A 23,386-nucleotide genomic window follows, 5' to 3' on the forward strand; every position below is an offset into this window, starting at 1 on the left:
CATCAAATTTTTTATTCCAACGCATAAGGGAAGCTTTAGATATTTTATATTTTCTACAAACAAAGCTAACAGAATTATCGTTTCTGTAAGTTTTAACGGCATGGTATCTTGTTTGAAGTAAATGAGGGATATAACGTTGGTCGAGTTTTATATTTTCTTGATTTTGTGATATAATATTATTCATAAAAGAGAGTTCCTTTCTAGTTAATTTTTTTGTTTTAATAATTATACAGGATATTCTCTTTTTTTGTACCCTTGGTCTCACATCAATTGTATCATAACATATTTTTTATATTAATTTAAAATGCAACGTGCATTTTTTGTTTTTTTATGATATAATAAATAAAAATAAAATTGATTAAAGTAATATGTTTTAAATTTACAAGGGTGATTATATGCTTAGACTATCTAAATATTTTAGTTCGGTTAAATTGGATGATGATTTGTATGCGATTTTTAATAGATTATATTTTAAAATTTTGTATGTAAGAGAATTTGAACTTAAAAAAATATTAAATTATGACATCGATATGGAAATATTATCTTTAATGATAGATTATTATATATATTCTTCAGAAGAAATGGATAATTATATTTATGAAGAAATTATTAAGTCTTTTACAGAAGATAGTTCTATAAGAACTATATACATAATACCATCAGAGTTTTGTAATATGAATTGTAAATATTGTTTTATATATAATAATTCAAATAATAAAATAAAAACAATTATGGATATTAATATAGCTGAAAAAATAATATATAAAATTTCAAAATATATGAGATATATTAATAATGATAAAATTATGATTCAATTTTATGGAGGAGAACCAACTTTAAATTGGAATATTATAGAATATATTGTAAATAATTTAAAGAACTATAATATAGATTGGTCTATTATAACTAATGGAACAAATTTTAATAATAAAATGATTGATTATATCAAAAGAAATAATATATCGGTAGGTTTATCTTTAGACGGACCGAATTTTATTAATGATATAGATAGAATATATACTCAAAAAAGTATTAATTTTTCTAAAATTGTTGAAAATTTAGACAGATTGTTATGTAAAAATATTAATTTATCAATATCATTGACTTTAACTATGAATGTTATAAATAACAAAGAAAAAGTATTAAATTGGATTAAAACTTTAGGCGTAAAAGGTGTAAATTATAATTTATTACATTTTAGGAATGTAGAAACTGATTTTTTGAAAAAATATTATTCAGATTCTACTAATTTTATTATAGATAGTTATAATACAATAGGGGATAAAATCTATGAAGATAGAATTAATAGGAAAATTTTATCTTTTAATAATAGAATTTTTAAATATAGTGATTGTTCTGCAGGTGCCGGAAAACAAATAACTATTAATTCAAGTGGGGATATTGTATATTGTAATTGTGATTTTTTAAATAAAAATAAAATTATTGCAAATATAAAAGATGTGAATATAGAAGAAATAACAACTTTTAATTCTATAAAAGATGAATGGATAAATAAGTTACCTATATATAACAAAAAATGTATTGACTGTGATTCAATATTTATTTGTGGAGGTGGTTGTATTTCTCATCATAGTAATTTTGGTATAGATGAAGGATTTTGCATTCATACACAAAAAATGTTGTATTGGTTATTGAAAGAAACATATAAAAAAATCTAAAAATATTTTATTATGAGGACTGTGTGTAATGTGGAGGTACTTTTATGCAAAAAATAGATTATTCAGATTTAAAAATTGATGAAAAAGAATCATATTTAGGTAATTGTTCATGTAATAATTGGTCTACTCATCCACCTATTTTTGGACGAATAGATGAAAGAAAAAGAATATTTAAAAACGAAGAAATGGAAAAAATAGATAAAATTAAGTAGTACTATAACATAGTGTATAGATATTTATAATAAAAAACACAGTCCTCAATAATAAAAAATAATAATTAGGAGGAAATTATGCTGAAATTATTATATAATAATATAAATTTTATGGATAAATTAAAGCTTGGAATATTAGTTTTATTTGGTGCTATATCTGAGCCTTTAATAGCTTATTCTTATATTTTACTCGGGGAAAAATTTTCTAATCCTTTAAAACTATACTCTTTTTGGAGTATATCTAAGATAATAATTATAATATTGATTTCCCTTATTATGGCTGGAATTAATTATTTATTTATGGATATATTATGTAATAATATTATTACTGATATTAGAAAAAAAGCTTTTTGTAAAATTTTAAATAAAAAATCTATAGAAATTTTAAAGAATGAAAGATCGGTTTATTATAATGATATTTTAAAAAAATTGGAAATTTGGAAATTTAGATACCTTAAAAGTGTCTTTGATGTTGTTGAAATTAGTTTACAATTAATATTTATTGCAATATTTATTTCTTTAATAGATTTTAGAATAACTCTTATTATGATAGTTTTTTTAATTCCACTCATAGTTAATAATATATTTTTTCCTAAGAAAATGGATATAGCATATGGAAAATATTTAGATAAAGATAATGAACAATTAGGAAGAATTAAAGAATATTTAGATGCAATTTTATTTATTAAAAATAATAGAGAAGAAAAAGAATATTCTAATAAAATTAATATTGTTTTTGATGAAACTAACTATGCATGGAGAAAAGTTTCAATACTTGGTAATTTGAGTGCGTTTATTGCTAATAGTGGGGTTGTATTATCAAGAATAGCTGGCATTTTAGTAAGTTTAATATTTTATTTAAACGAATATATTTCTATAGGAACTTTTTTGGCTTTAGTACAATTGACAATGTTTGTTAATGAACCTATAATTAAATTAATTAATGCTGTTATTGGCATAAATTCAGTTAAAGATATTAATAATTATATAAAAGATTTATATGAATCTGAATTAGCTGAATGTACAGATTTTGATATAAATTTTGATAAATTTGAAATTAATAATTTAAATTTCAAGTATGATAAAGAAATAAGTGTTTTTAATCGTAATTTAAATATAAATTTTAAAAAAGGGAAAAAATATTTAATAGTAGGTAAAAGTGGATCAGGAAAAAGTACATTTGTAAAAATTCTTATGAAGTATTATACTGATTTTTTAGGAGAAATAAATATAGATGGAATATCTTTAAAAGAATTAGATGAAGAAATTTTAAATAAAAATATTTTTTATATTCCACAAGATATATTTGTTTTTAAAGATAGTATAAAGAATAATATAGATATAAAAAATAATTTTAATGATTCTGATATTATTAATACTTTAGAAAAATTAAATTTACAAGAAATTTTAATAGGTAATGGATTATATAATATTATTGGACAAGAAGTAAATTCTTTATCAGGTGGAGAGGCAGTACGTTTATATATAGCAAAAGCAATCTTATCAAATAAAAATATTATAATTGCTGATGAAATATTGGCAAATTTGGATAAGAATAATTCTATCAATGTTGAAAAATTATTATTATCTTTAAAAAATATTACTTTAATACATATTGCACATAATTATAATAAAGAATGTTATGAATTATATGATGAAGTTTTTAATTTGGAGGAATGATATATAATGAAAAATAAAAAATATCTATTTATAGATATAGATGATTATCATTATGAAAATAGAATATACCAAATTGATTCGGATTTATATGAACAATATATTACATTATTAAATGAATCTAAAAATTTTAAAATAGATGTTGATATTTTAAGGTTTTCGAAATTGTATGGTAAATTTGATTATAAAATATCTAATTTATTTAAAACGATAGATAAATTTGTTGTGTATATATTAAATTTAAAAAATTTAAAATTTTTAAATATACATATAAATTATAGAAACTTGTTATTTGCATTATTAATTGCTGAAAAAGTAAAAAATATAAATAAAAATATTTTTATTATATTTTCTGGTCAGTATATGAAAACTCTAGATTTTAGTGAAATAAAAATTGTGGATTATATAGATTTTGTATGTACTTCAAAATCATGTATACAAAGTTTTTGTAAATTAAATCGTAGTAAATTTTTAAAATTAAATAAAGTTGATACTTTAGAAAAAATAAAGTTTGAATATAAGGTTTTTGATAATATAAATTTATTAAGAGAAGTAGTTAATATAAAAGTAGGAGAGGGTTGTCTATTTAATTGTCATTACTGTACATTTAAAAATTTTTATTCTAGATATCATCAAATGAATTTTATAGAAATAATTGATATTATGAATAAATACAACTTGGTTTATGGAACAAATAGATTTATTTTTAACCATGAATTATTTATATGTGATAATTTTAAATTAAAGAATTTTTGCTATGAATTAATTAATAATAAATATATTTTTAAATGGTCTTGTAGTACAAGAATTGAATTTTTAAATTTTGAAAATATAAACTTATTAAAAAATAGTGGCTGTGATTGTCTTTTTATAGGATTAGAAAGTGGCTCGAAAGTAACTCAGAAAAAAATGAATAAAAATATAAAGATAGACAATATTTTATCTACTATTGAATTATTATCTAAAAGCAATATAAATGCAATTTTTTCATTTATATATAAATATCCAACTGAAACAAGAGAGGATCTTATAGAAACATTCAAACTTATGTTTAAGATAAAAACTATAGAAATTAAAAATAAAAAATCGATATTTATGTATGAATTGAGTAAAATAAATTTTTTTCCTAATACACTAATAACACATAAATATTATGATAGATTAAATTTTGATATATATAAAAATTACGATATATTATATTTCCCAAACGAAATAGTAAAGTTTATAGAAAATAACAAAAAAATATTTACAAATTATTTTAATCTATCTGAAAATATATCGGAATTATATGTTAGATTTGATGAATTTGTTTTATTTATTTTTAATGAATATATTTATATTTACTATAATAAAGTAAGAGAAATTTTTGAAAAATATAGTTATGATATTTTATTTTTATATGCTATTATTCTTGAAAATTACAGAGATGAGGTATATGAAATACTAGATAAAAATGACAATGTTAATATTGATAACGATAAAAATGAAAAATTTAATAAATTAGTTAATAAAATTTTATAATTAATTGAGATAAAAATTTAATGAATGTTTAACGGGCTTAAGAATACAAAAACACCAACTATAATCAGTACTTTTTCAAATGCTTTAAGGATACCTTTAGCTTATTTAGTTTTATTTTTAAAATTAGATATAACATATATATGGGTTGTAATATCTTTTTGTACTTTTTTAAAGGGAATACTAAATTATATTTTCTTTAAGAAATTTATTAGAGAAAACTTTGATTTTAAGTTATAATATATTGAAAAAAAATAAAAAATGTGATATCATATCCTTATTATATTTATAAAATTTTAGATTGAAAGTAGTAAATATATTCAAATTTTTAGAGAGTTATTGTTTGGTGAAAAATAATATTTTGAAGTATTGAACTTGTTCATAAAATGCAAATGCCGTTGATTACGTTATAATCTTAGAGTGAGTTTAATACTAATTAGAGTGGTACCACGGAATTTATACTTTCGTCTCTTTACGAGGCGGAAGTTTTTTTATTACTTTATTACGAATGGAGGAATGTTATGAAAAATTATGATCCAAAAAATATCGAAAAAAAATGGCAAGATATTTGGGATGAAAAGAAACCTTTTAAATGTGAAATTAATGATAAAGAAAAATTCTATCCTTTAATAGAATTTCCATATCCTTCTGGTCAAGGACTTCATGTAGGACATCCAAGACCATATACTGCAATGGATGTTGTAAGTAGAAAAAGAAGACTTGAAGGACAAAATGTATTATTTACAATGGGTTGGGATGCTTTTGGTTTACCAACTGAAAACTATGCGATGAAAAACAAAATTCATCCGGAAATTGTAACAAAAAATAATATTGCAAACTTTAAAAAACAATTAAAGAGTATTGGATTTTCTTTTGATTGGGATAGAGAAATAAATACAACAGATCCTGAGTATTACAAATGGACTCAATGGATTTTTATGAAGATGTTTGAAAAAGGACTTGCATACAAAATGGAAATGCCAATAAACTTCTGTACTTCTTGTAAAGTAGGTTTATCAAATGAAGAAGTAGTCGGCGGTTGTTGTGAAAGATGTGGTAGTGAAGTTATTCATAAAGTAAAAAACCAATGGATGTTAAAGATAACAGAATATGCAGATAGACTTATCGATGACCTTGATGAAGTTGACTTTATTGACAGAGTTAAAACCCAACAAATTAATTGGATTGGTAGAAGTTATGGAATGGAAGTTAAATTCCAAATCAAAGATATTGATGATACTATTTTGGTATATACTACAAGACCTGATACAATTTTTGGTGCAACTTATATGGTTATATCCTGTGAGCATCCATTACTTAAAAAATACGAAGACAGAATAAAGAATAAAGAAGAAATTGAAAAATATATTTTAGAAGTTCAAAAGAAATCTGAATTTGAAAGAACTGAAATGAATAAAGATAAAACCGGGGTTAAAATTGATGGAATAACAGCAATTAATCCTTGTACTAAAAAAGAAATTCCTGTGTTTATTTCTGATTATGTTTTAATGACTTATGGTAGTGGAGCAATTATGGCAGTTCCTGCACATGATACTAGAGATTTTGACTTTGCTAAGAAATTTGGATTAGAAATAGTTGAAGTTGTTAGTGGTGGAGAAAATGTTCAAGAAAAAGCATATACGGATACTAATAATGGAATTATGGTTAATTCAGATTTTCTAAATGGACTTTCAGTTAAAGAAGCAAAAGAAAAGATTTTTGAATATTTATCAAAACTTGGTATTGGAAATAAAAAGACAAACTTTAAACTTCGTGATTGGGTATTTTCAAGACAAAGATATTGGGGAGAACCGATTCCTTTGGTAAATTGTGAAAAATGTGGTTGGGTTGCAATTCCGGAAGAAGAACTACCTTTAAAACTTCCTGAACTTGAATCTTTTGAACCTACAGAAACAGGAGAATCCCCACTTTCAAAAATTGATGAATTTGTAAATTGTACTTGTCCTAAATGTGGAGGAAAGGCAAAGAGAGAAACTGATACAATGCCACAATGGGCTGGTTCTTCATGGTATTATTTAAGATATATGGATCCTAATAATAAAGAAAATCTTGTTGGAAAGGATGCCTTAAAATATTTCAATCAAGTTGACTGGTATAATGGTGGTATGGAACATACTACATTGCACTTATTGTACTCAAGATTTTGGCATAAATTCCTTTATGATATAGGTGTTGTTGATACAAAAGAACCATATTTCAAAAGAACTTCTCACGGAATGATTCTTGGAGAAAATGGGGAAAAAATGTCTAAATCAAGAGGAAATGTTGTAAATCCTGATGAAATGATTGATAAATACGGAGCAGATGCATTAAGATGTTATGAAATGTTCTTGGGAGATTTTGAAAGAAGTGCGTCTTGGTCTGATGGTGGAATTAACGGTTGTAGAAAATTCTTAGACAGAGTTTGGAAATTACAAGAAATTACAAATTCATCTGAAGAAATGACGAAATCATTAGAAAAATCAATTCATAAGACAATTAAAAAAGTATCAGAAGATTTTGAAAGTCTTAAATTTAATACTGCAATAGCTGCTCTTATGACTTTAATTAATGAATTTTATTCAGCAAAAGAAATTTCAAGAGAAGATTTAAGAATATTCTTGATTTTATTAAATCCGGTTTCCCCACATATTACTGAAGAAATATGGCAAGAAATGAATTTTGGTGGATATATCTTTGAACAAACTTGGCCAAAATATGATGAAGCAAAAACAATTGATGATGAAGTTGAAATGCCAATTCAAATAAATGGAAAAGTAAGAACAACATTAATGATTCCAAAAGATGCAAAATTTGAAGATTTTAAAGAAGAACTTTATGATAACGAAAATGTTAAAAAATTTATAGAAGGAAAAAGTATCGTAAAAGAAATTTTTGTTCCAGGAAAAATTTGTAATATAGTTGTTAAATAGTAATGAAAGAAAGATATGTATTTAATTGCATATCTTTTTTTGTTATAATTTATATAATATAATTGATATGATTAAAAATTTTATTTAATCAAGGAGGTTTGAAAATGAAGTATAAAACAAATATAGATATACCGGAATTGGATTTAGAACTTCAAGATGATGAATGGAATAAGGAATATATTGATCACAATAGACAAATTGTCAGAGCAATTGTTGTTGATGACTCAAATTATTTTTACTTTGTTAGAGTTCATAGAGATGATGACTTTGGCAAAGCTACTCTTATTGAAACTGCAGGTGGTGGAGTTGAATTAAATGAAAATTTAGAATCTGCTATCAGAAGAGAATTAAGGGAAGAATTAGGAGTAGAAGTTGAGATTATTTGTAAAATAGGAGTTGTAAGTGACTATTATAACCTTATCCATAGACATAATATTAATAATTACTATTTTTGTAAAATAGAATCGTTTGGAGATAGAAATCTGACAACTGAAGAAATTGAGAGTTTTAAATTATCAACACTTAAATTGACATTTGAAGATGCTATAGAGGAGTATAAAAAATGTTCAAATACAAAACTGGGGAAGCTGATTTTAAATAGAGAGCTACCCGTTTTAAATTATGTAAAAGAAATTTTAAATATATATAAATGTTTTGATTAATTGTAAAATTAATTAAATTTAGTAGACTTACTTTTTTGTATATTTTTTGATTTTATGGTAAAATAATAAATATAATTAATAAGATGTGAGGTGTTTTATGAATAATAAAGTTGCATTAGTTATTGAAGGCGGAGCAATGAGAGGAGCTTTTTTAAAAGGAGTTTTAGATTGCTTTAAAGAAAATGGAATTAAATTTCCATATATTGTAGGAGTATCTGCTGGAGCTATTACAGGCTTTGAATTTTTTAGTGGAATAGAATTTGATGTTAATAAATTGTTTCAAGAGTTTTTGAAAAATATGAAATTATTAAAGAATTCTTCTGAGCCTATTGATTTGAAATCAACAGTTAATAGTATTTTTAATTTCTCTGAATTTGATAAAAATTTAGATGGAGATTTTGAAGCGGGGGTAACTTCTTTGATTGATGGCAGTTATAAATTTTTTTCAGCTAGAGATGCAAAAAACACTTCAGATATGGTTGATAAAATAATGGCATCATCTTCTCTTCCGGATATGGCAAAATTTGTAATGATTGATGGAATTCCTTATTTTGATGGAGGGATGTATAATAGTAATCCACTTGAGAGAGCAATTGAAAAAGGTTATGAAAAGTTTGTAATTTTGTTAACTAGAAATAGAGGCTATAGAAGAGAGAGTTCAGATGTTAGTGATAGAGTAAGATTTGCTTATAAAGATTATCCTAAATTTATTGAATCAATGGAAAATGAAAAAGATAAATATAATGAAACTATGGATTTAGTAGATAATTTAGAAAAAGAGGAAAAAGCATTAGTTTTTGCACCGGTTAATCCTTTGAAATTCAAATCATTTACAACTAATATGCAAGAGGTTGTAGATTTATATAAGGAAGGGTATGTGGTTGCAAGTCAAAGTATTGAAAAGGTTAAAAAATTTGTTTAGGAGATAGAATGATATACGGTTTATCTGATTTGCATTTAGATTATACTGGAGATAAGTCAATGGAGGTTTTTGGCTCCGCTTGGGAAAATTATGAAGAACGAATGTTTAAGGCTTGGAAAGAAATTGTAAAAGATGATGATTATGTCGTTGTACCTGGAGATATTTCTTGGGCTTTAAAAATTGAAGAGGCTTATAATGATTTAAAGAGAATTGAAAGTCTTCCCGGAAAGAAAATTTTTTTAAAGGGCAATCATGATTTATGGTGGAGTAGTCTTAATAAAATAAGAGAATTAAATTTAAAAAATATGTTCTTTTTACAGAATAATAGTTTTGAAACGGAAAAATATGTATTTATTGGAACAAGGGGATGGGTCTCTCCAAAATCTTCTGAATTTTCTGAAGATACAGATAGAAAAATATATAATAGAGAGCTCATGCGATTAAAATTAAGTTATGATTCTGTTAAAAATAAGGAAAAGGAAATAATTTGTCTTTTTCATTATCCACCGGTAGAAAAAGATAGGACTTTAAATGACTTTGGATTATTCGTTAAAGAACACAATATAAAAATTGTTTTATATGGACATTTACATGCATATTCTTTGAATAATGTTGTGGATGAAGTGGTTGATGGAATAGAATTTCATTGTATTTCTGCAGATTACTTAAAATTTATCCCAAGACTTATTAGGAGATAAAATGGAGAAAGAATTAGAAGTTAAAATTTTAAATATAGATGTTGAAGAAGTTAAATCCAAATTGGAAAATTTAGGGGCAAAATTTTTGAAAAGTGAAAATCAAGAAAATATAAGACTTACATCTTCAAAATTTGATTGCATTCCCAAGGGAAGTTTTTTGAGAATTAGAAAATTTTTAGATAAAAACGGAAAAGAAATTAATTCTGAATTAACATATAAAGAACATAGAGAAAATAAGTTTTTAAGAGAATTTAACGAATATAATGTTTCTTTGAAAAGTAGTGAAGAGATGTTAAAAATATTAAATTTTTTAGGATATGATAAACTTGATATAGAGAAAAAATTTAGAACATCATATACATTAAGAAATGCACATATTGATATTGATATATGGGATAAAGAAGTTTATCCTAATCCATATATGGAGATTGAAGTTTCCAATTATGATGATTTGTGTGAAGTTTTGAATTTATTAGAAATAAGTGAGGGGGATATTTGCCTTAAATCTTTACCTGAGCTTAAGGAAGAATTAAAAAATAGGAGTTAATATGAAAGAATTATTAGAAATTTTGGTGAAAAAAAGAACATCAGTGCTTATAGTTTTACTTGCAATATTTACTGGAATGCTTTTAACATATTTGCTTAGTAGATTGAAAAATAGATTTATTAAATTTATTCCTGCATTTATTTTAATTATAGTTGGAACTGTATTCTTAGCAGATGGATGGACAAATATTTTGACTGCAAGAGGTATAAATTCACTATACTATGCAATGATTATAGGTACAAGTGGTGTTGTTTCACTATTTTTTGCTTTAATACTTATGAATTTTAAGAGAAAGTAGGTGTTTATATGGGTAATATTGCTGCGTTTTTTGATATTGACGGAACTATTGCTAGAGAATCTCTTATGATTGAACATTTCAAAAGACTTATAAAATATGAGATTTTAGATGAAAGTGTTTGGGTGGATAATGTAAAACAGTTATATATGGAATATGTTAATAGATATGGGGCTTATGATGCTTATATTGAAGCACTTTCAGAAAAGTATAGAAGCGACTTAAAAGGATTTGATATTAAATATAATAAATTCATAGCGGAGCAGTCTATAAAAAAAGTATTCAAAAGAGTTTATGTATTCTCAAGAAATCAATTGGAATTTCATAAGGCAAATGGACATTTAATATTTTTTATTTCAGGAAGCCCTGATTTTTTAGTTAAAGAAATGGCTGAAAAATACGATGTTACAGAATTTAGAGCAACAAAATATTTATATGATGAAGATGGAAAATTTACCGGAGAAATTGTACCAATGTGGCATAGCGAAGGAAAAGATGAAGTCTGTAATGAAATCATTGAAAAATATGATATAGACATCGAAAAATCTTATGCCTATGGAGATACAACGGGAGACTTATCAATGCTTAGAAGATTCGGTAATGCTTATACAATTAATCCGTCAAACAAATTATTGCAAAGAATAAAAAATGATGAAGAACTTTCAAAAAAAGTAAATATAATAGTAGAGAGAAAAGATGTTATTTATAAATTGAAAGCAGATGTAACAACTCTATAAATTATAATTTTTAATATTAAGAACATAAAAAAAGTAGCCATTAGGCTACTTTTTGTTTTGTATTTAATTATGCTTTAGCTATCTTTTCTCCGAATGCTACACAATCATCTTCATCTTCTGGTGTAGGACAATCATATACGCAAAGTGGTTCAGCTACAATTTTAGCTCCAACGCCTTCACATCTAACTTTCCAGTCTTTCATCCATTTTTGTCCTTCATTCCATTCATAAGATCCGAATAAAGCGATTTTTCTACCATTTAATTCTTCTTCAACTTCTTCGAACATTGGTTCAAAGCTTGATTCTTCAAGAACTTCATCTCCCATTGCTGGGCAACCAAATGCAACTAAGTCATAATCATTTAACATATCTGCTCCAAAATCGTCACAGAAGATTACTTCAACTTCAGAACCTGCATTCTCAATTCCTTCGGCGATACAATCAGCCATTTTTTCAGTATTACCTGTACCTGACCAATATACAACTGCTACTTTCATTTAAAAGTCCTCCTTAAATTTTGAATAACAAAGTAAAAATTTATTGTATCTATAAATGATACAACATGAATCATAATTAAATTTAAAATAAATATTTTAAACTTAATAACAATTTCTACAAGATAATAATAACAATAATCTAAAAATTTGTCAACCATTTACAATATTTTTGCATTATAATTTATATGATAAATAGATTACTTCATTATATAAGTTAGTAAAATATCTTTAAATTATTTAGAAAAATAGCTATTAAAAAATTTTTTTAATAAAATTGTTTTAAAACTTGACATAGGGGAATAATAGTAATATAATATTGTTAGCAGTCTAAGAGATTGAGTGCTAAAAAGAGGTGATAAAATGCTTGATGATAGAAAATTGAAGATTTTATATGCCATAATAGATAGTTATATCAGCACATCAGAGCCGATTGGTTCTCGTACAATTTCAAAACAATATGATATGGGAGTTAGTTCGGCGACAGTAAGGAATGAGATGAGCGATTTGGAAGAATTAGGTTTTTTAAACAAAGCTTATTCTTCTTCAGGTAGAATTCCGTCAGATAAGGCATATAGACATTATGTTAACTATTTATTGTCTTCACATTTTGATGAGATTTCAAAAAATATGTATGGAATTGACATTTTATCAAAACATATCAATGAAAAAAATAAAATTTTTAAAGAATCTGCAAAGATAATTTCAGAGGTAACGGAATGTATCACAGCTACAATGATTACAGATTATATGGATTGTTCCGTTAAGAGTATTGACGTTATCAATATAAGCGGAAATTGTTATGTTTTAGTTTTAGTTTTTGATACAGGAAAGGTAATTAATACTGTATTTGATTCAGAAACAGAGTTTAGCATAGAAATTTTACAAGAGCTTATATTCTATTTAAAAAAATATTTGATTAATATTAAAGTATCAGATTTGAACGAAAGACTAGAGTATTTAAAACTTACTTTTGTTTCAAAAATTCCTTTTATAACTGAGATTTCTGATTTAATAGGTAAAGAGATTTCAAAGACTGAAAAATCTAATATTGAGCTTGAAGGAATTTCTAATATATTTAATTTTCCTGAATATCGAGATTTGAATAAAGCCAAAGAACTAATTCATTTCCTAGAGGATAAAAATGAACTTGAGGATTTATTCTTAAGTTACAGTGGAGATGAAATATATGTAAGTATAGGAAGTGAAAATAATAAAGACTTTTTAAATGAAAATACAATAGTTGCAACATCTTATAATCTTGGAGACGGTAGCAAAGGAAAAATAGCGGTTATTGGACCTACTAGGATGGATTATGAAAAGATAATATCAGCTATGTTAAGTTTAAATGATAGAATTAGAGATATTTTAAAATGACGGGAGGCGAAATAGTTGAAAAAAAGCAAAAAAGAAATAGATGATGAAATTAAAGAAGAGACTACTGAAGAAGTAGAAGAAAAAGATTTAGAACAAAACTCTTCTGATGAAGTTGAAGAAAAATTAAATTCAGAAATTGAAGAATTAAAAAATCAACTTTTAAGACTTCAAGCTGATTTTGTTAATTATAAAAACAGAACAGAAAGAGAAAAATCAAATTCTATTATCCTTGCAAATGAAGGTTTAATTTTAAAATTGTTACCAGTTTTAGATAATTTTAACAGAGCTTTTACTCATGTAAATGTAGAAGATGAGACTGTTAAAGGTTTTGTTATGATTAAAGAACAGTTTGAGTCAATTTTAAAAACTGAAATGGTTGAGGAAATAGAAAGTGATGGTGCTGTTTTTGATCCTAATCTGCATAATGCAGTTATGACTGAAAGTAAAGATGGAGTAGACAGTGGCATCGTATTAGAAACCTTTGAAAAAGGATATAAAATTAAAGATAAAGTAATTAGACCAAGTATGGTTAAAGTTAGTGAATAATTAGGAGGGAAAAGATTATGTCAAAAATTATAGGTATTGATTTAGGTACAACAAACTCAGCAGTTGCTGTTATGGAAGGTGGAGAACCAACAATTATTGCAAACGTAGAAGGAAATAGAACTACTCCTTCAGTTGTTGCATTTGCAAAAAATGGAGAAAGATTAGTAGGAGAAACTGCAAAAAGACAAGCAATAACAAATGCAGGAAGAACTATAACTTCTATTAAGAGAGAAATGGGTACAGACTACAAAGTAAAAATAGATGATAAAGAATATAGCCCAGAAGAAATTTCTGCAATGATTTTACAAAAAATTAAATCAGATGTTGAAAGTTATTTAGGAGAAACTGTTTCAGAAGCTGTAATTACAGTGCCTGCTTACTTTACAGATAGCCAAAGACAAGCTACAAAAGATGCTGGAAAGATTGCTGGTTTAGATGTTAAAAGAATTATTAACGAACCAACAGCAGCAGCACTAGCTTATGGAATGGATAAAGATACTGAACAACATAAAATAATGGTATTTGACCTTGGTGGTGGTACATTTGACGTTTCTATTTTGGAAATTGGAGATGGAGTTTTCGAAGTATTATCTACAAGAGGTAATAATAGACTTGGTGGAGATGATTTCGACGAAGTTTTAATGAACTATATGATTTCTGAATTCAAAAAAGAAAATGGTATTGATTTAAGCAAAGATGTAACAGCAATGCAAAGATTAAAAGATGCTGCTGAAAAAGCTAAGAAAGAACTTTCAACAACAATGACTACAAATGTAAACTTACCATTCATTACAGCTGTTGATGGAGCTCCAGTTCATTTAAATATGGATATTAAGAGAGCAAAATTCGAAGAATTAGCTTCAGACTTGATTGATAAAACATTAGTTCCAGTTAGAGAAGCATTAAGTGATGCAGGACTTACTGCATCTGAAATTGATAAAGTTCTTTTAGTTGGTGGTTCAACAAGAATTCCAGCAGTACAAGATGCTGTTAAAAAATTAATTGGAAAAGATCCACAAAAAGACATTAACCCTGATGAATGTGTTGCCATTGGTGCTGCAATTCAAGGTGGTGTTTTAACAGGAGAAGTTAAAGATTTACTATTATTAGACGTAACTCCATTGTCATTAGGTATCGAAACAATGGGTGGTGTAATGACAAGATTAATCGAAAGAAATACAACTATTCCTGCAAAGAAGAGTCAAATATTCTCAACAGCTGCAGATGGACAAACAGCAGTAGATATTCACGTTTTACAGGGTGAAAGAGAATTTGCTCATGATAATACAACATTAGGAAGATTCCAATTAACAGGTATTCCTGCCGCTCCAAGAGGAGTTCCACAAATTGAAGTTACTTTTGATATAGATGCTAACGGAATTGTAAATGTTCATGCTAAAGATTTAGGATCAGGAAATGAACAAAAGATTACAATTACTGCATCAACAAAATTATCTGAAGATGAAATTAATAAGAAAGTAAGAGAAGCAGAACAATTTGCTCAAGAAGATAAGAAGAAAAAAGAAGTTGTAGAAACTAAAAATAATGCTGAATCTTTAATCTATCAAACTGAAAAAACTTTGAAAGATTTAGAAGGAAAAATCTCAGAAGATGAAAAATCTGCAGTTAATGCAAAATTAGAAGATTTAAAATCAGCAATAACAACTGACAATGTAGAAGACATTAAAGCAAAGAATGACGCTTTAACTCAAGAATTCTATAAAATTTCAGAAAAATTATATCAAAATGCTAACCCACAAGGACAAGGAGCAGAACCAAAGAAAGATGATGTAGTTGATGCTGACTATGAAGTAGTTGACGAAGACGAAAACAAATAGAATAAAAAATTCTAAAAGGTAGTGTGTGATGCACTACCTTTTCTATTGAAAAAAAATGTATTTATTGATATAATTAATTTGTTAAGTTTGTTTTTAAAAATAATATATTTAAGTGAGGAAATGATATGGAAATTAAGAATTTATGTATTAATACTATGAGAACATTAAGTGCTGATGCTATTCAAAAAGCAAAGTCAGGACATCCCGGACTTCCGCTTGGAGCATCACCAATGGCATTTACTTTATTTAATGATTGTATGAAGATTTCTCCTAAAAATCCAAATTGGTTTGACAGAGATAGATTTATTTTATCAGCAGGACATGGTTCTATGCTTTTATATTCATTACTTCATTTATTTGATTATGGTGTTAGTATTGAAGATATAAAGAATTTTAGACAAATTGACAGCTTGACTCCGGGACATCCTGAATATGGTCATACTGCTGGAATAGATGCAACAACAGGACCACTTGGACAAGGTGTTTCAATGGCTGTTGGTATGGCATTAGCTGAAAGTCATTTAGCTTCAATTTTCAATACTGACGATTGTAAAATAGTAGATCACTATACTTATTCAATCGTTGGAGACGGCTGTCTTATGGAAGGTATCAGCAATGAAGCATCTTCACTTGCAGGTACATTAAAATTAGGAAAACTTATAGTTTTATACGATAGCAATAATATAACGATTGAAGGAGATACTTCAACTGCTTTTGGCGAAAATGTAAGAGCTAGATATGAAGCTCTAGGTTGGGATACTTATTTTGTTGCAGATGGTAATAATATCAATGAAATTAAAGAAGCAATAGAAAGAGCAAAATTAACTGATAAACCTTCATTAATAGAAATAAAGACAAAAATTGGATATGGTTCAACTAAACAAGGAAGTGCTTCAGCACATGGAGAACCTTTAGGAGAAGATAATATTCCAACATTTAAGAAAAATATTGGTTGGGAATATGAAGAAAGTTTTTACGTTCCAGAAGAAGTTAAAAAATATATGAAAGAAGTTGTTGAAAGAAAAAATACTTTTGTTGATGAATGGAAAAGATTACTTGAAGAATACAAAGTTAAATATCCTGAAAAATATGATTTATTCCAAAAGTTTATGAAAGAAGAAATTGACGAAGAAATCTTAAACGATTCATCAATTACTGAATTTGATAAAGATATGGCATCAAGAGAATCAAGTGGAATTGTATTAAACAGATTTTCTAGATTATTACCAAATCTTTTTGGAGGTTCAGCAGATTTAGGACCTTCAAATAAATCAACAATGAAAGAATTTGACTACTATTCACCTGAAAATAGAAGTGGAAAGAATATTCATTTTGGAGTAAGAGAACATGCTATGGCTGCTATCTGTAATGGTATTTCATTACATGGAGGACTTTTACCATATTGTGCAACATTCTTTGTTTTCAGTGATTATTTAAAACCTGCTGTAAGACTTTCTGCACTTATGAATCAAGGAGTTATCTATGTTTTAACTCATGATAGCATTGGAGTTGGGGAAGACGGACCTACTCACGAACCAATAGAACATTTGGCAATGTTCAGATCTACACCAAATGTTTCAATGTATAGACCTTGTGATGCAAAAGAAACAGCTTATGCTTGGATATCTGCATTAAAGAATAGAAAAACTCCGAGCTGTCTAGCACTTACAAGACAAAAATTGACTAATTTAGAAGAAACTTCATCTGAAGCTCTAAAAGGTGGATATGTTCTAAAAGACTTTGGAAAAGACTTTGAAATGATTATTATTGCATCAGGTTCAGAAGTTGGATTGGCTTATAAAGTTTGTGAAAAACTTTTAGAAGAAAATATTTGCACAAGACTTGTATCAATGCCGTGTATGGAAGAATTTGAAAAACAAAGTAAAGAATATAAAGAAACTGTATTACCAAATAACATCAGAAAGAGAGTCAGCATTGAAGCTCTATCAACATTTGGTTGGGGCAAATATGTAGGATTAGATGGAATTTCAATAGGTCTTGATACATTTGGAGCATCAGCACCAGCAAATCTATTATTTGAAAAATTTGGATTTACAGTTGATGCAGTTTATGAAAAAATAAAAAAAGAATTATTCTAAATAATAAAAATTTGTAAAGAATAGCGAAGAAAAACTTCGTTATTTTTTAATGAAAATATTTTCATTAAATTGTTGAATATATTAGTTTAATTTGTTATAATCATCTTAAGTTATAAATTAATAAGATTACTAGGAGGATAACAATGAGATACTTATTTTTTTATGGTTTAATGGTTTTAATTTTGGCTAGATATGTATATATAGGACTTATGTTCTATAAGATTAGAAATAAAGAGTATGTTTCTGAAGCATATAATATTTTAATGAGAAATCCTAAAATGAAAAATCCTGAAAAGATTTTGAAATATTATGGATTATTTCATTTTATTATTGCTGCTTTAGTAATTATACTCTTTTTTATTGTAGATTTGGGAGTTATAGCATTATTTGTATGGGGTTTGGCTTTGCTAGAAGACATCTTTTTCATCATAATATCAAAGAAATCTGAAAAAATAAAACATATAATAAGTTTAGTTTCTATAGTAATAATAATACTTTTTGAAATAAAAAGTCTTGATGATTATGAAACTACAAAAAATATTTATAGCATTTCATACACAATTGTGATTGAAAACGGAGTAAGTGATTTTAAAGAACTAAAAGAAAAATCTATTCTTGAAGAAATTTTTAAGAGTGAAATTAAAAATGTATCTAAAATGAAAGATAAAAAAATTGAATTATACGACCAAAAAGGAAAGCTATTAATAAAATCCGACTTATACGAAGCAGAAGTAAAAGATTCTTCTACAAATGAATATGAAAAGCAGGAAAATATAATAAAGTATAAAGGAAAATATTATAAAATTTATGAACCTAAGAAATTTGATTAAAATATTAAAATTTGAAATTAAAATAAGATAATAAATAATAAATTAATATAAAGAGAGGTGTTTGTTATGAAAATTGTTTTAAAATTTAAAACAGATAATAATTTCATCCCTAAAGATTATCATCGTTTCTGCATTAAATTTTTTAAAACAGCGGTATCAAATTATTCTAATGGTGAATTTTTTGAAAATTTTTTTGGGGATGATTATATCAAAAGTGATGAAAAAAAATATTCATGGGCAGTTAAATTTTTTAAACCCAAATTTTTTTCTAACAGAATTGAAGTTGGAGAAAATAATTTTGAGATTACTTTTAAATCTCCAAAAAAAGATGTTGGAATTATCTTTTTCAATTCGTTTTTAGAATATAAAGACAAGGAATTTAAAATTTCTGAAAATAATTTTATAGTTTTAACAGATGCTAAAATTGTCAATGAAAAAAAGCTTGTAGGAAATTGTGCAAGATTTAAATTTTGTTCTCCTCTTGTAATTCGTGAACATAATAGAGAAGATAATACAGACAGACATATAACTGTTGAAGATGAGGATTTTTTTGATAAATTTAAAGAAAATTTAAAAATCCATTTTCCAAGTTATTCAAACTCTATAGATGATATGGAGATTGATACTTCTGAAATGAAAAAGGCAGTTGTACTTTTTTATGGATTATATATAGACGTTAGTTTAGGAGTAATTGAAATTAAAGCAGATAATAACTTATTAAACGAAATGCTGATTTCGTCTGTCGGAAGTAAAAATGCATCCGGTTTTGGACTATTACAGCTTATAGAATCTTGGGAGATGATTTAATGATAGAAGAAAAAGGGAATTTTAGCGGATATGATAGGAAATTAGAATTTTCCGATTGGAGATTTTCAGCTGCTGCAGTTGGAATTATAAGGTATCTAAAATATCATAAGCTCAATTATTCAACAGAATATAATGGAAGAAAAGATGTGCTTTTATATAATTTTGATGATATAGATATATCAAAAAATGAAGAGAAATATTACGAATTTGTAGAAGAATATTTTAAGGATAAAATGCATCATAAAAGATTAGAAAATCTTTTGAATTCTGAAGATTTTGATGAAGAAAAAGTTAAAAATTTAAAAAGTTTTTGGAATACAATAATGAAGAATACATTTAAAAATGATGAAATTTCTATAAAAAACAAGGATAATATTTTATTGAAAATATCTGATAATAAGCTTGAATTAATAAAAAAGACATTTGAAGGGGCAAAATCAATGTATTCAAAATTTTGTAATCCAAGTTGTATAGGAAAAAAGAAACAAAAAATATGTAGGTTATTGGGATACTATGTTGATCAAGGGAGAAAAACAAAATCTTTATCATTCAATTGGGACTATAATACCTATGTGTTTGAAGATTATTGCGAATTTGATTATATTCCTTTTGCGTTCTCAAAAGGAGATAGTTCGTTTTTTATTAATAATAATTTTTCAACTGATATGTTATTAAAATCAAATGATTATTTAACAGATGAAAATTTGGATTTAGATAAGAAAAATTCCGTAGGGACTTTTAAAAACTTCAAATTGAATTTATTTTTTGACATAAAAAATGTTTCAAGATTTTTAGATTATGAAGTTGAAATAATATCTAAAAATATGCAGATTAAAAATGACAAAAAAGAAAATTTTGAAACTATGTTTTTACGAAATTCAGCTATTAAAATTTTTGGGAAAATTTCAGATATGAAAGATGATAATATTTTTAAAGCAATAAACAGTTCTTGTAAATTAAGGACGGAGGAATATGAACCGGTTTTAGATGAAGTTATTGATTGTATCCTATATACTAAGTATTTGGATTATCTAATTGATAAGCTCCTTAGAGATGGCAGTAATCCAAAAAATAAAGATAACAAAGAAAACAAAATAGATAACCATAGTTTTTTAATTAGTCAATTAATTAGAATAAACCAAAAAATATATGAAGGAGTTGATATTATGGTGAATAACAAAAAAGAAAAAGAGCAATTTGAAAAGGAAGAGAAACAAATGAATTCTAATTTGAAAAATGCACAAGAAAGTGCAGAAAAAGTTGTTAATAAATTAATAGATACACCTAGAAAAGTCGATGCATATAGGAATAAATTAATTTCCTGTTTGACTTTTAAAGATTATGAAAAGTTTTCAGTAACATTACTTCAACTTTCATCTTATAGCTCTGTAACATTTGAATTTGCATATTATTTATTTAAAGATTTTGAAAAAAATAAAAATGTGGCATATACATTTGTAAATGCATTGCGTGTTAAAGAAGATAATAATAAAAATGGAAATAACGAAAATAAGTAGGAGGATTAAAAAATGGAAAATAAAGAAAAGAAAAACTTAGGAATAACACTTACTATTGTATGTAATATTACTTCAAATTATGGAGAAACTTTAGGGAATGCATCATCTGTACAAAAAGTTTTTAAAAATGGTAAAATTTATGCTACAAGAAGTAGAGAAAGTATGAAAAATGCAATTATGACTCAAAGTGGAATGTATGATGATTTGAAGGTTGTAGTACATGAAATAGCACAAAAAGACGTTACTAAAGAGATGAATGCATCAAATTGTAGGGCACTTGAAGGCGGATATATGAATACCAATAATTTAACAGTTATAAGAAAAAGTTCATTCTATTTAACAGATGCGGTTGCGTGTGATGAATTTGTTAATGAAACAAGATTTCACAACAATTTATATTTAGCATCAATAAGGGCTAAAGATAAAGGATTAAATTTACAAAAAGACGCAAAAAAGGTAGGACTTATACCATATCAATATGAGTTTGATAAATCACTAAAAAAATACAGTATAACATTCGATTTAGATAAAGTTGGTGTTGATGAAAATTTTAATGCAGAGGCAGAAGTTTCTGAAAAAATTGAAAGAGTAAATTTAATATTGGAAACAATAGAAAATTTATCATTAGTTGTTAAAGGAAATCTTGATAATTCTGAGCCTTTAATGATATTTGGAGGAATTGGAAACTGTAAAACTCACTATTTTGATAATGTCGTAAATGTTAGAAAAAGTACACTAAACATAACTGATGAATTGATTGAAAGGTTAAATAAAGGAAATTATAAAATGGCATTTATTGAAGGTGGAAATTTTGCAAATGAACAGGAAATAAAGGAAAAGTTAAATCCTATAAGTATAACTGAATTTTTTGAAAAGTTAAAAGGGGATGTAAAAAATTATTATGAAGGATAAACTTTTAAGGATAAAGTTACATCAAAATAAAGCTAATTATAAAAAAGAGGAGACTGTAGATAATAAAATGACTTATCCTCTTCCTCCTTATTCAACCATAATCTGTGCAATTCATAATGCTTGTAACTATAAAGAATACAAAGATATGGATATAAGTATTCAAGGTAAATTTCAATCCTTAGGGAAAGAAATTTATCGAGATCAATCCTTTTTAAATAAGATTGAACATGATAGGAATGATTTAGTTAAAATTAAAAACCCACATATACTTAATGATGGATATACAGTGATAACTAGAATAGAAAGCTCAAAAAACAAATCCAAAAATAAATCTGATAAAAAACTAAGAATAGATATAATTGATATTGATGAGGTTAAAGAATATATTAGGTTATACAAATTAAGTGGGAAAAAAACTAAAGATTTTGATAAATTTGAAGAAGCTATAAACGGAAGAATTTCTGAACTTAACTTAGAAAAAAACGAATCTATAAAACGAGTAGATATATCATTTGATTATAGTGATAATTTTAATTTGAATTTAGGAAAAGATAAGTCAAATAAAGATATTGATTCTTATAATTTTGATTCTTTCTATAAAGTTCTTGTTAATTCTATTAAGTATTATGAAGTTTTATATGATATTAATTTAGTAATTCATATTCGAGCAGACAAAAGCATATTAGATGAAATTATAAGAAATATAACCAATTTAACATCACTAGGAAGAAGTGAAGATTTTGTTGATATAGAAGAAGTTAAATTTGTTAATATCTATGAAGACAATCCGAATGATATTGAATTTATATATAATAGTGGATATATTTATACTGAAGCAATAGAGAAAGGAATTGTAACTTTTAAAAACATCAGAAAAAAAGTTAATAAGATAAAAACTAAAGGAACTAATTATTTTATTAATAAAAATTATAAAATAGAAAAAGGTAAAAGAATATTTAAAAAGTATAGAGTTGGTTATTTATCTGAATATAAAATAAATTTTGATGAATTAAAAGAATATAATAAATCCACAGATAAAAATATTTATTTGGATGAAGATGGTTATATTGTTAGTTTAGTTTAGGGG

21 protein-coding genes and 1 pseudogene are annotated in these 23,386 nt (G+C 25.6%); 20 read left to right on the forward strand and 2 right to left on the reverse strand.

Annotated features, from left to right (window positions below):
- Positions 1-184, reverse strand: a pseudogene (locus VJI93_RS00005) (hypothetical protein); the annotation flags it as partial.
- Positions 185-395: 211 nt separating this feature from the next.
- Between VJI93_RS00005 and VJI93_RS00010 the strand changes: the two are divergent.
- From VJI93_RS00010 to VJI93_RS00060, 11 genes are all read left to right on the forward strand, one after another.
- Complete coding sequence (locus VJI93_RS00010; protein ID WP_323998420.1) at positions 396-1,679, forward strand: radical SAM/SPASM domain-containing protein; 1,284 nt, start codon at positions 396-398, stop codon at positions 1,677-1,679.
- A 44-nt stretch (positions 1,680-1,723) separates the two neighbouring features.
- Positions 1,724-1,891, forward strand: coding sequence for a hypothetical protein (locus VJI93_RS00015; protein WP_323998421.1), 168 nt, complete (start codon positions 1,724-1,726; stop codon positions 1,889-1,891).
- 78 nt (positions 1,892-1,969) lie between these two features.
- On the forward strand, positions 1,970-3,571 hold the full coding sequence (locus tag VJI93_RS00020) for an ABC transporter ATP-binding protein (protein WP_323998422.1): 1,602 nt from the start codon (positions 1,970-1,972) through the stop codon (positions 3,569-3,571).
- Between the two features lie 6 nt (positions 3,572-3,577).
- The gene (locus tag VJI93_RS00025) at positions 3,578-5,089 is read left to right on the forward strand and encodes a B12-binding domain-containing radical SAM protein (protein WP_029948854.1); all 1,512 of its coding nucleotides are present in this window, start codon (positions 3,578-3,580) and stop codon (positions 5,087-5,089) included.
- 518 nt (positions 5,090-5,607) lie between these two features.
- On the forward strand, positions 5,608-8,019 hold the full coding sequence (leuS, locus tag VJI93_RS00030) for a leucine--tRNA ligase (protein WP_323998423.1): 2,412 nt from the start codon (positions 5,608-5,610) through the stop codon (positions 8,017-8,019).
- Between the two features lie 104 nt (positions 8,020-8,123).
- Entirely contained in the window at positions 8,124-8,681 is a 558-nt protein-coding gene (locus VJI93_RS00035; RefSeq protein WP_323998424.1) for an NUDIX hydrolase, read from the forward strand.
- 97 nt (positions 8,682-8,778) lie between these two features.
- Positions 8,779-9,603 carry a patatin family protein gene (locus VJI93_RS00040; RefSeq protein ID WP_323998425.1) on the forward strand — a complete coding sequence of 275 codons (825 nt, stop codon included), beginning with the start codon at positions 8,779-8,781 and terminating at the stop codon, positions 9,601-9,603.
- Between the two features lie 8 nt (positions 9,604-9,611).
- Positions 9,612-10,301: a metallophosphoesterase gene (locus VJI93_RS00045; protein ID WP_323998428.1), complete on the forward strand. Its 690-nt coding sequence runs from the start codon at positions 9,612-9,614 to the stop codon at positions 10,299-10,301.
- Between the two features lies 1 nt (position 10,302).
- A complete protein-coding gene (locus tag VJI93_RS00050) occupies positions 10,303-10,848 on the forward strand; it encodes a class IV adenylate cyclase (RefSeq protein ID WP_323998429.1) in 546 nt (181 codons plus the stop codon).
- A gap of 1 nt (position 10,849) precedes the next feature.
- Positions 10,850-11,146, forward strand: coding sequence for a hypothetical protein (locus VJI93_RS00055; protein ID WP_323998431.1), 297 nt, complete (start codon positions 10,850-10,852; stop codon positions 11,144-11,146).
- Positions 11,147-11,154: 8 nt separating this feature from the next.
- Positions 11,155-11,880 carry an HAD family hydrolase gene (locus VJI93_RS00060; protein ID WP_323998433.1) on the forward strand — a complete coding sequence of 242 codons (726 nt, stop codon included), beginning with the start codon at positions 11,155-11,157 and terminating at the stop codon, positions 11,878-11,880.
- A gap of 67 nt (positions 11,881-11,947) precedes the next feature.
- Here VJI93_RS00060 and VJI93_RS00065 read toward each other — a convergent pair whose 3' ends face one another.
- Positions 11,948-12,376, reverse strand: coding sequence for a flavodoxin (locus tag VJI93_RS00065; RefSeq protein ID WP_004833660.1), 429 nt, complete (start codon positions 12,374-12,376; stop codon positions 11,948-11,950).
- A 360-nt stretch (positions 12,377-12,736) separates the two neighbouring features.
- Between VJI93_RS00065 and hrcA the strand changes: the two genes are divergently transcribed.
- The 9 genes from hrcA (at position 12,737) to cas5 (ending at position 23,383) form a co-directional block, all read left to right on the forward strand.
- Complete coding sequence (gene hrcA, locus VJI93_RS00070; protein WP_324009198.1) at positions 12,737-13,750, forward strand: heat-inducible transcriptional repressor HrcA; 1,014 nt, start codon at positions 12,737-12,739, stop codon at positions 13,748-13,750.
- Positions 13,751-13,765: 15 nt separating this feature from the next.
- Entirely contained in the window at positions 13,766-14,296 is a 531-nt protein-coding gene (gene grpE / locus VJI93_RS00075) for a nucleotide exchange factor GrpE (RefSeq protein WP_323998437.1), read from the forward strand.
- A 17-nt stretch (positions 14,297-14,313) separates the two neighbouring features.
- Positions 14,314-16,134, forward strand: a complete 1,821-nt coding sequence (gene dnaK, locus VJI93_RS00080) for a molecular chaperone DnaK (RefSeq protein ID WP_323998438.1) — start codon at positions 14,314-14,316, stop codon at positions 16,132-16,134.
- A 125-nt stretch (positions 16,135-16,259) separates the two neighbouring features.
- Positions 16,260-18,233 (forward strand): transketolase, encoded by a 1,974-nt coding sequence (tkt, locus tag VJI93_RS00085; protein ID WP_323998440.1) that lies wholly within the window; start codon positions 16,260-16,262, stop codon positions 18,231-18,233.
- A gap of 143 nt (positions 18,234-18,376) precedes the next feature.
- Positions 18,377-19,063 carry a hypothetical protein gene (locus tag VJI93_RS00090; RefSeq protein ID WP_323998441.1) on the forward strand — a complete coding sequence of 229 codons (687 nt, stop codon included), beginning with the start codon at positions 18,377-18,379 and terminating at the stop codon, positions 19,061-19,063.
- 66 nt (positions 19,064-19,129) lie between these two features.
- The gene (cas6, locus tag VJI93_RS00095; RefSeq protein WP_323998442.1) at positions 19,130-19,870 is read left to right on the forward strand and encodes a CRISPR-associated endoribonuclease Cas6; all 741 of its coding nucleotides are present in this window, start codon (positions 19,130-19,132) and stop codon (positions 19,868-19,870) included.
- The gene (gene cas8a1 / locus VJI93_RS00100; RefSeq protein ID WP_323998443.1) at positions 19,870-21,387 is read left to right on the forward strand and encodes a type I CRISPR-associated protein Cas8a1/Csx8; all 1,518 of its coding nucleotides are present in this window, start codon (positions 19,870-19,872) and stop codon (positions 21,385-21,387) included. The genes cas6 and cas8a1 overlap by 1 nt, the downstream gene beginning before the upstream one ends.
- 12 nt (positions 21,388-21,399) lie before the next feature.
- Positions 21,400-22,299: a type I-B CRISPR-associated protein Cas7/Cst2/DevR gene (cas7i, locus tag VJI93_RS00105; protein WP_323998444.1), complete on the forward strand. Its 900-nt coding sequence runs from the start codon at positions 21,400-21,402 to the stop codon at positions 22,297-22,299.
- Complete coding sequence (cas5, locus tag VJI93_RS00110; protein WP_323998445.1) at positions 22,289-23,383, forward strand: CRISPR-associated protein Cas5; 1,095 nt, start codon at positions 22,289-22,291, stop codon at positions 23,381-23,383. The genes cas7i and cas5 overlap by 11 nt, the downstream gene beginning before the upstream one ends.
- Positions 23,384-23,386: the final 3 nt, after the last annotated feature.

The organism is Parvimonas sp. M20, from assembly GCF_035282425.1.
Lineage (GTDB): Bacteria > Bacillota > Clostridia > Tissierellales > Peptoniphilaceae > Parvimonas.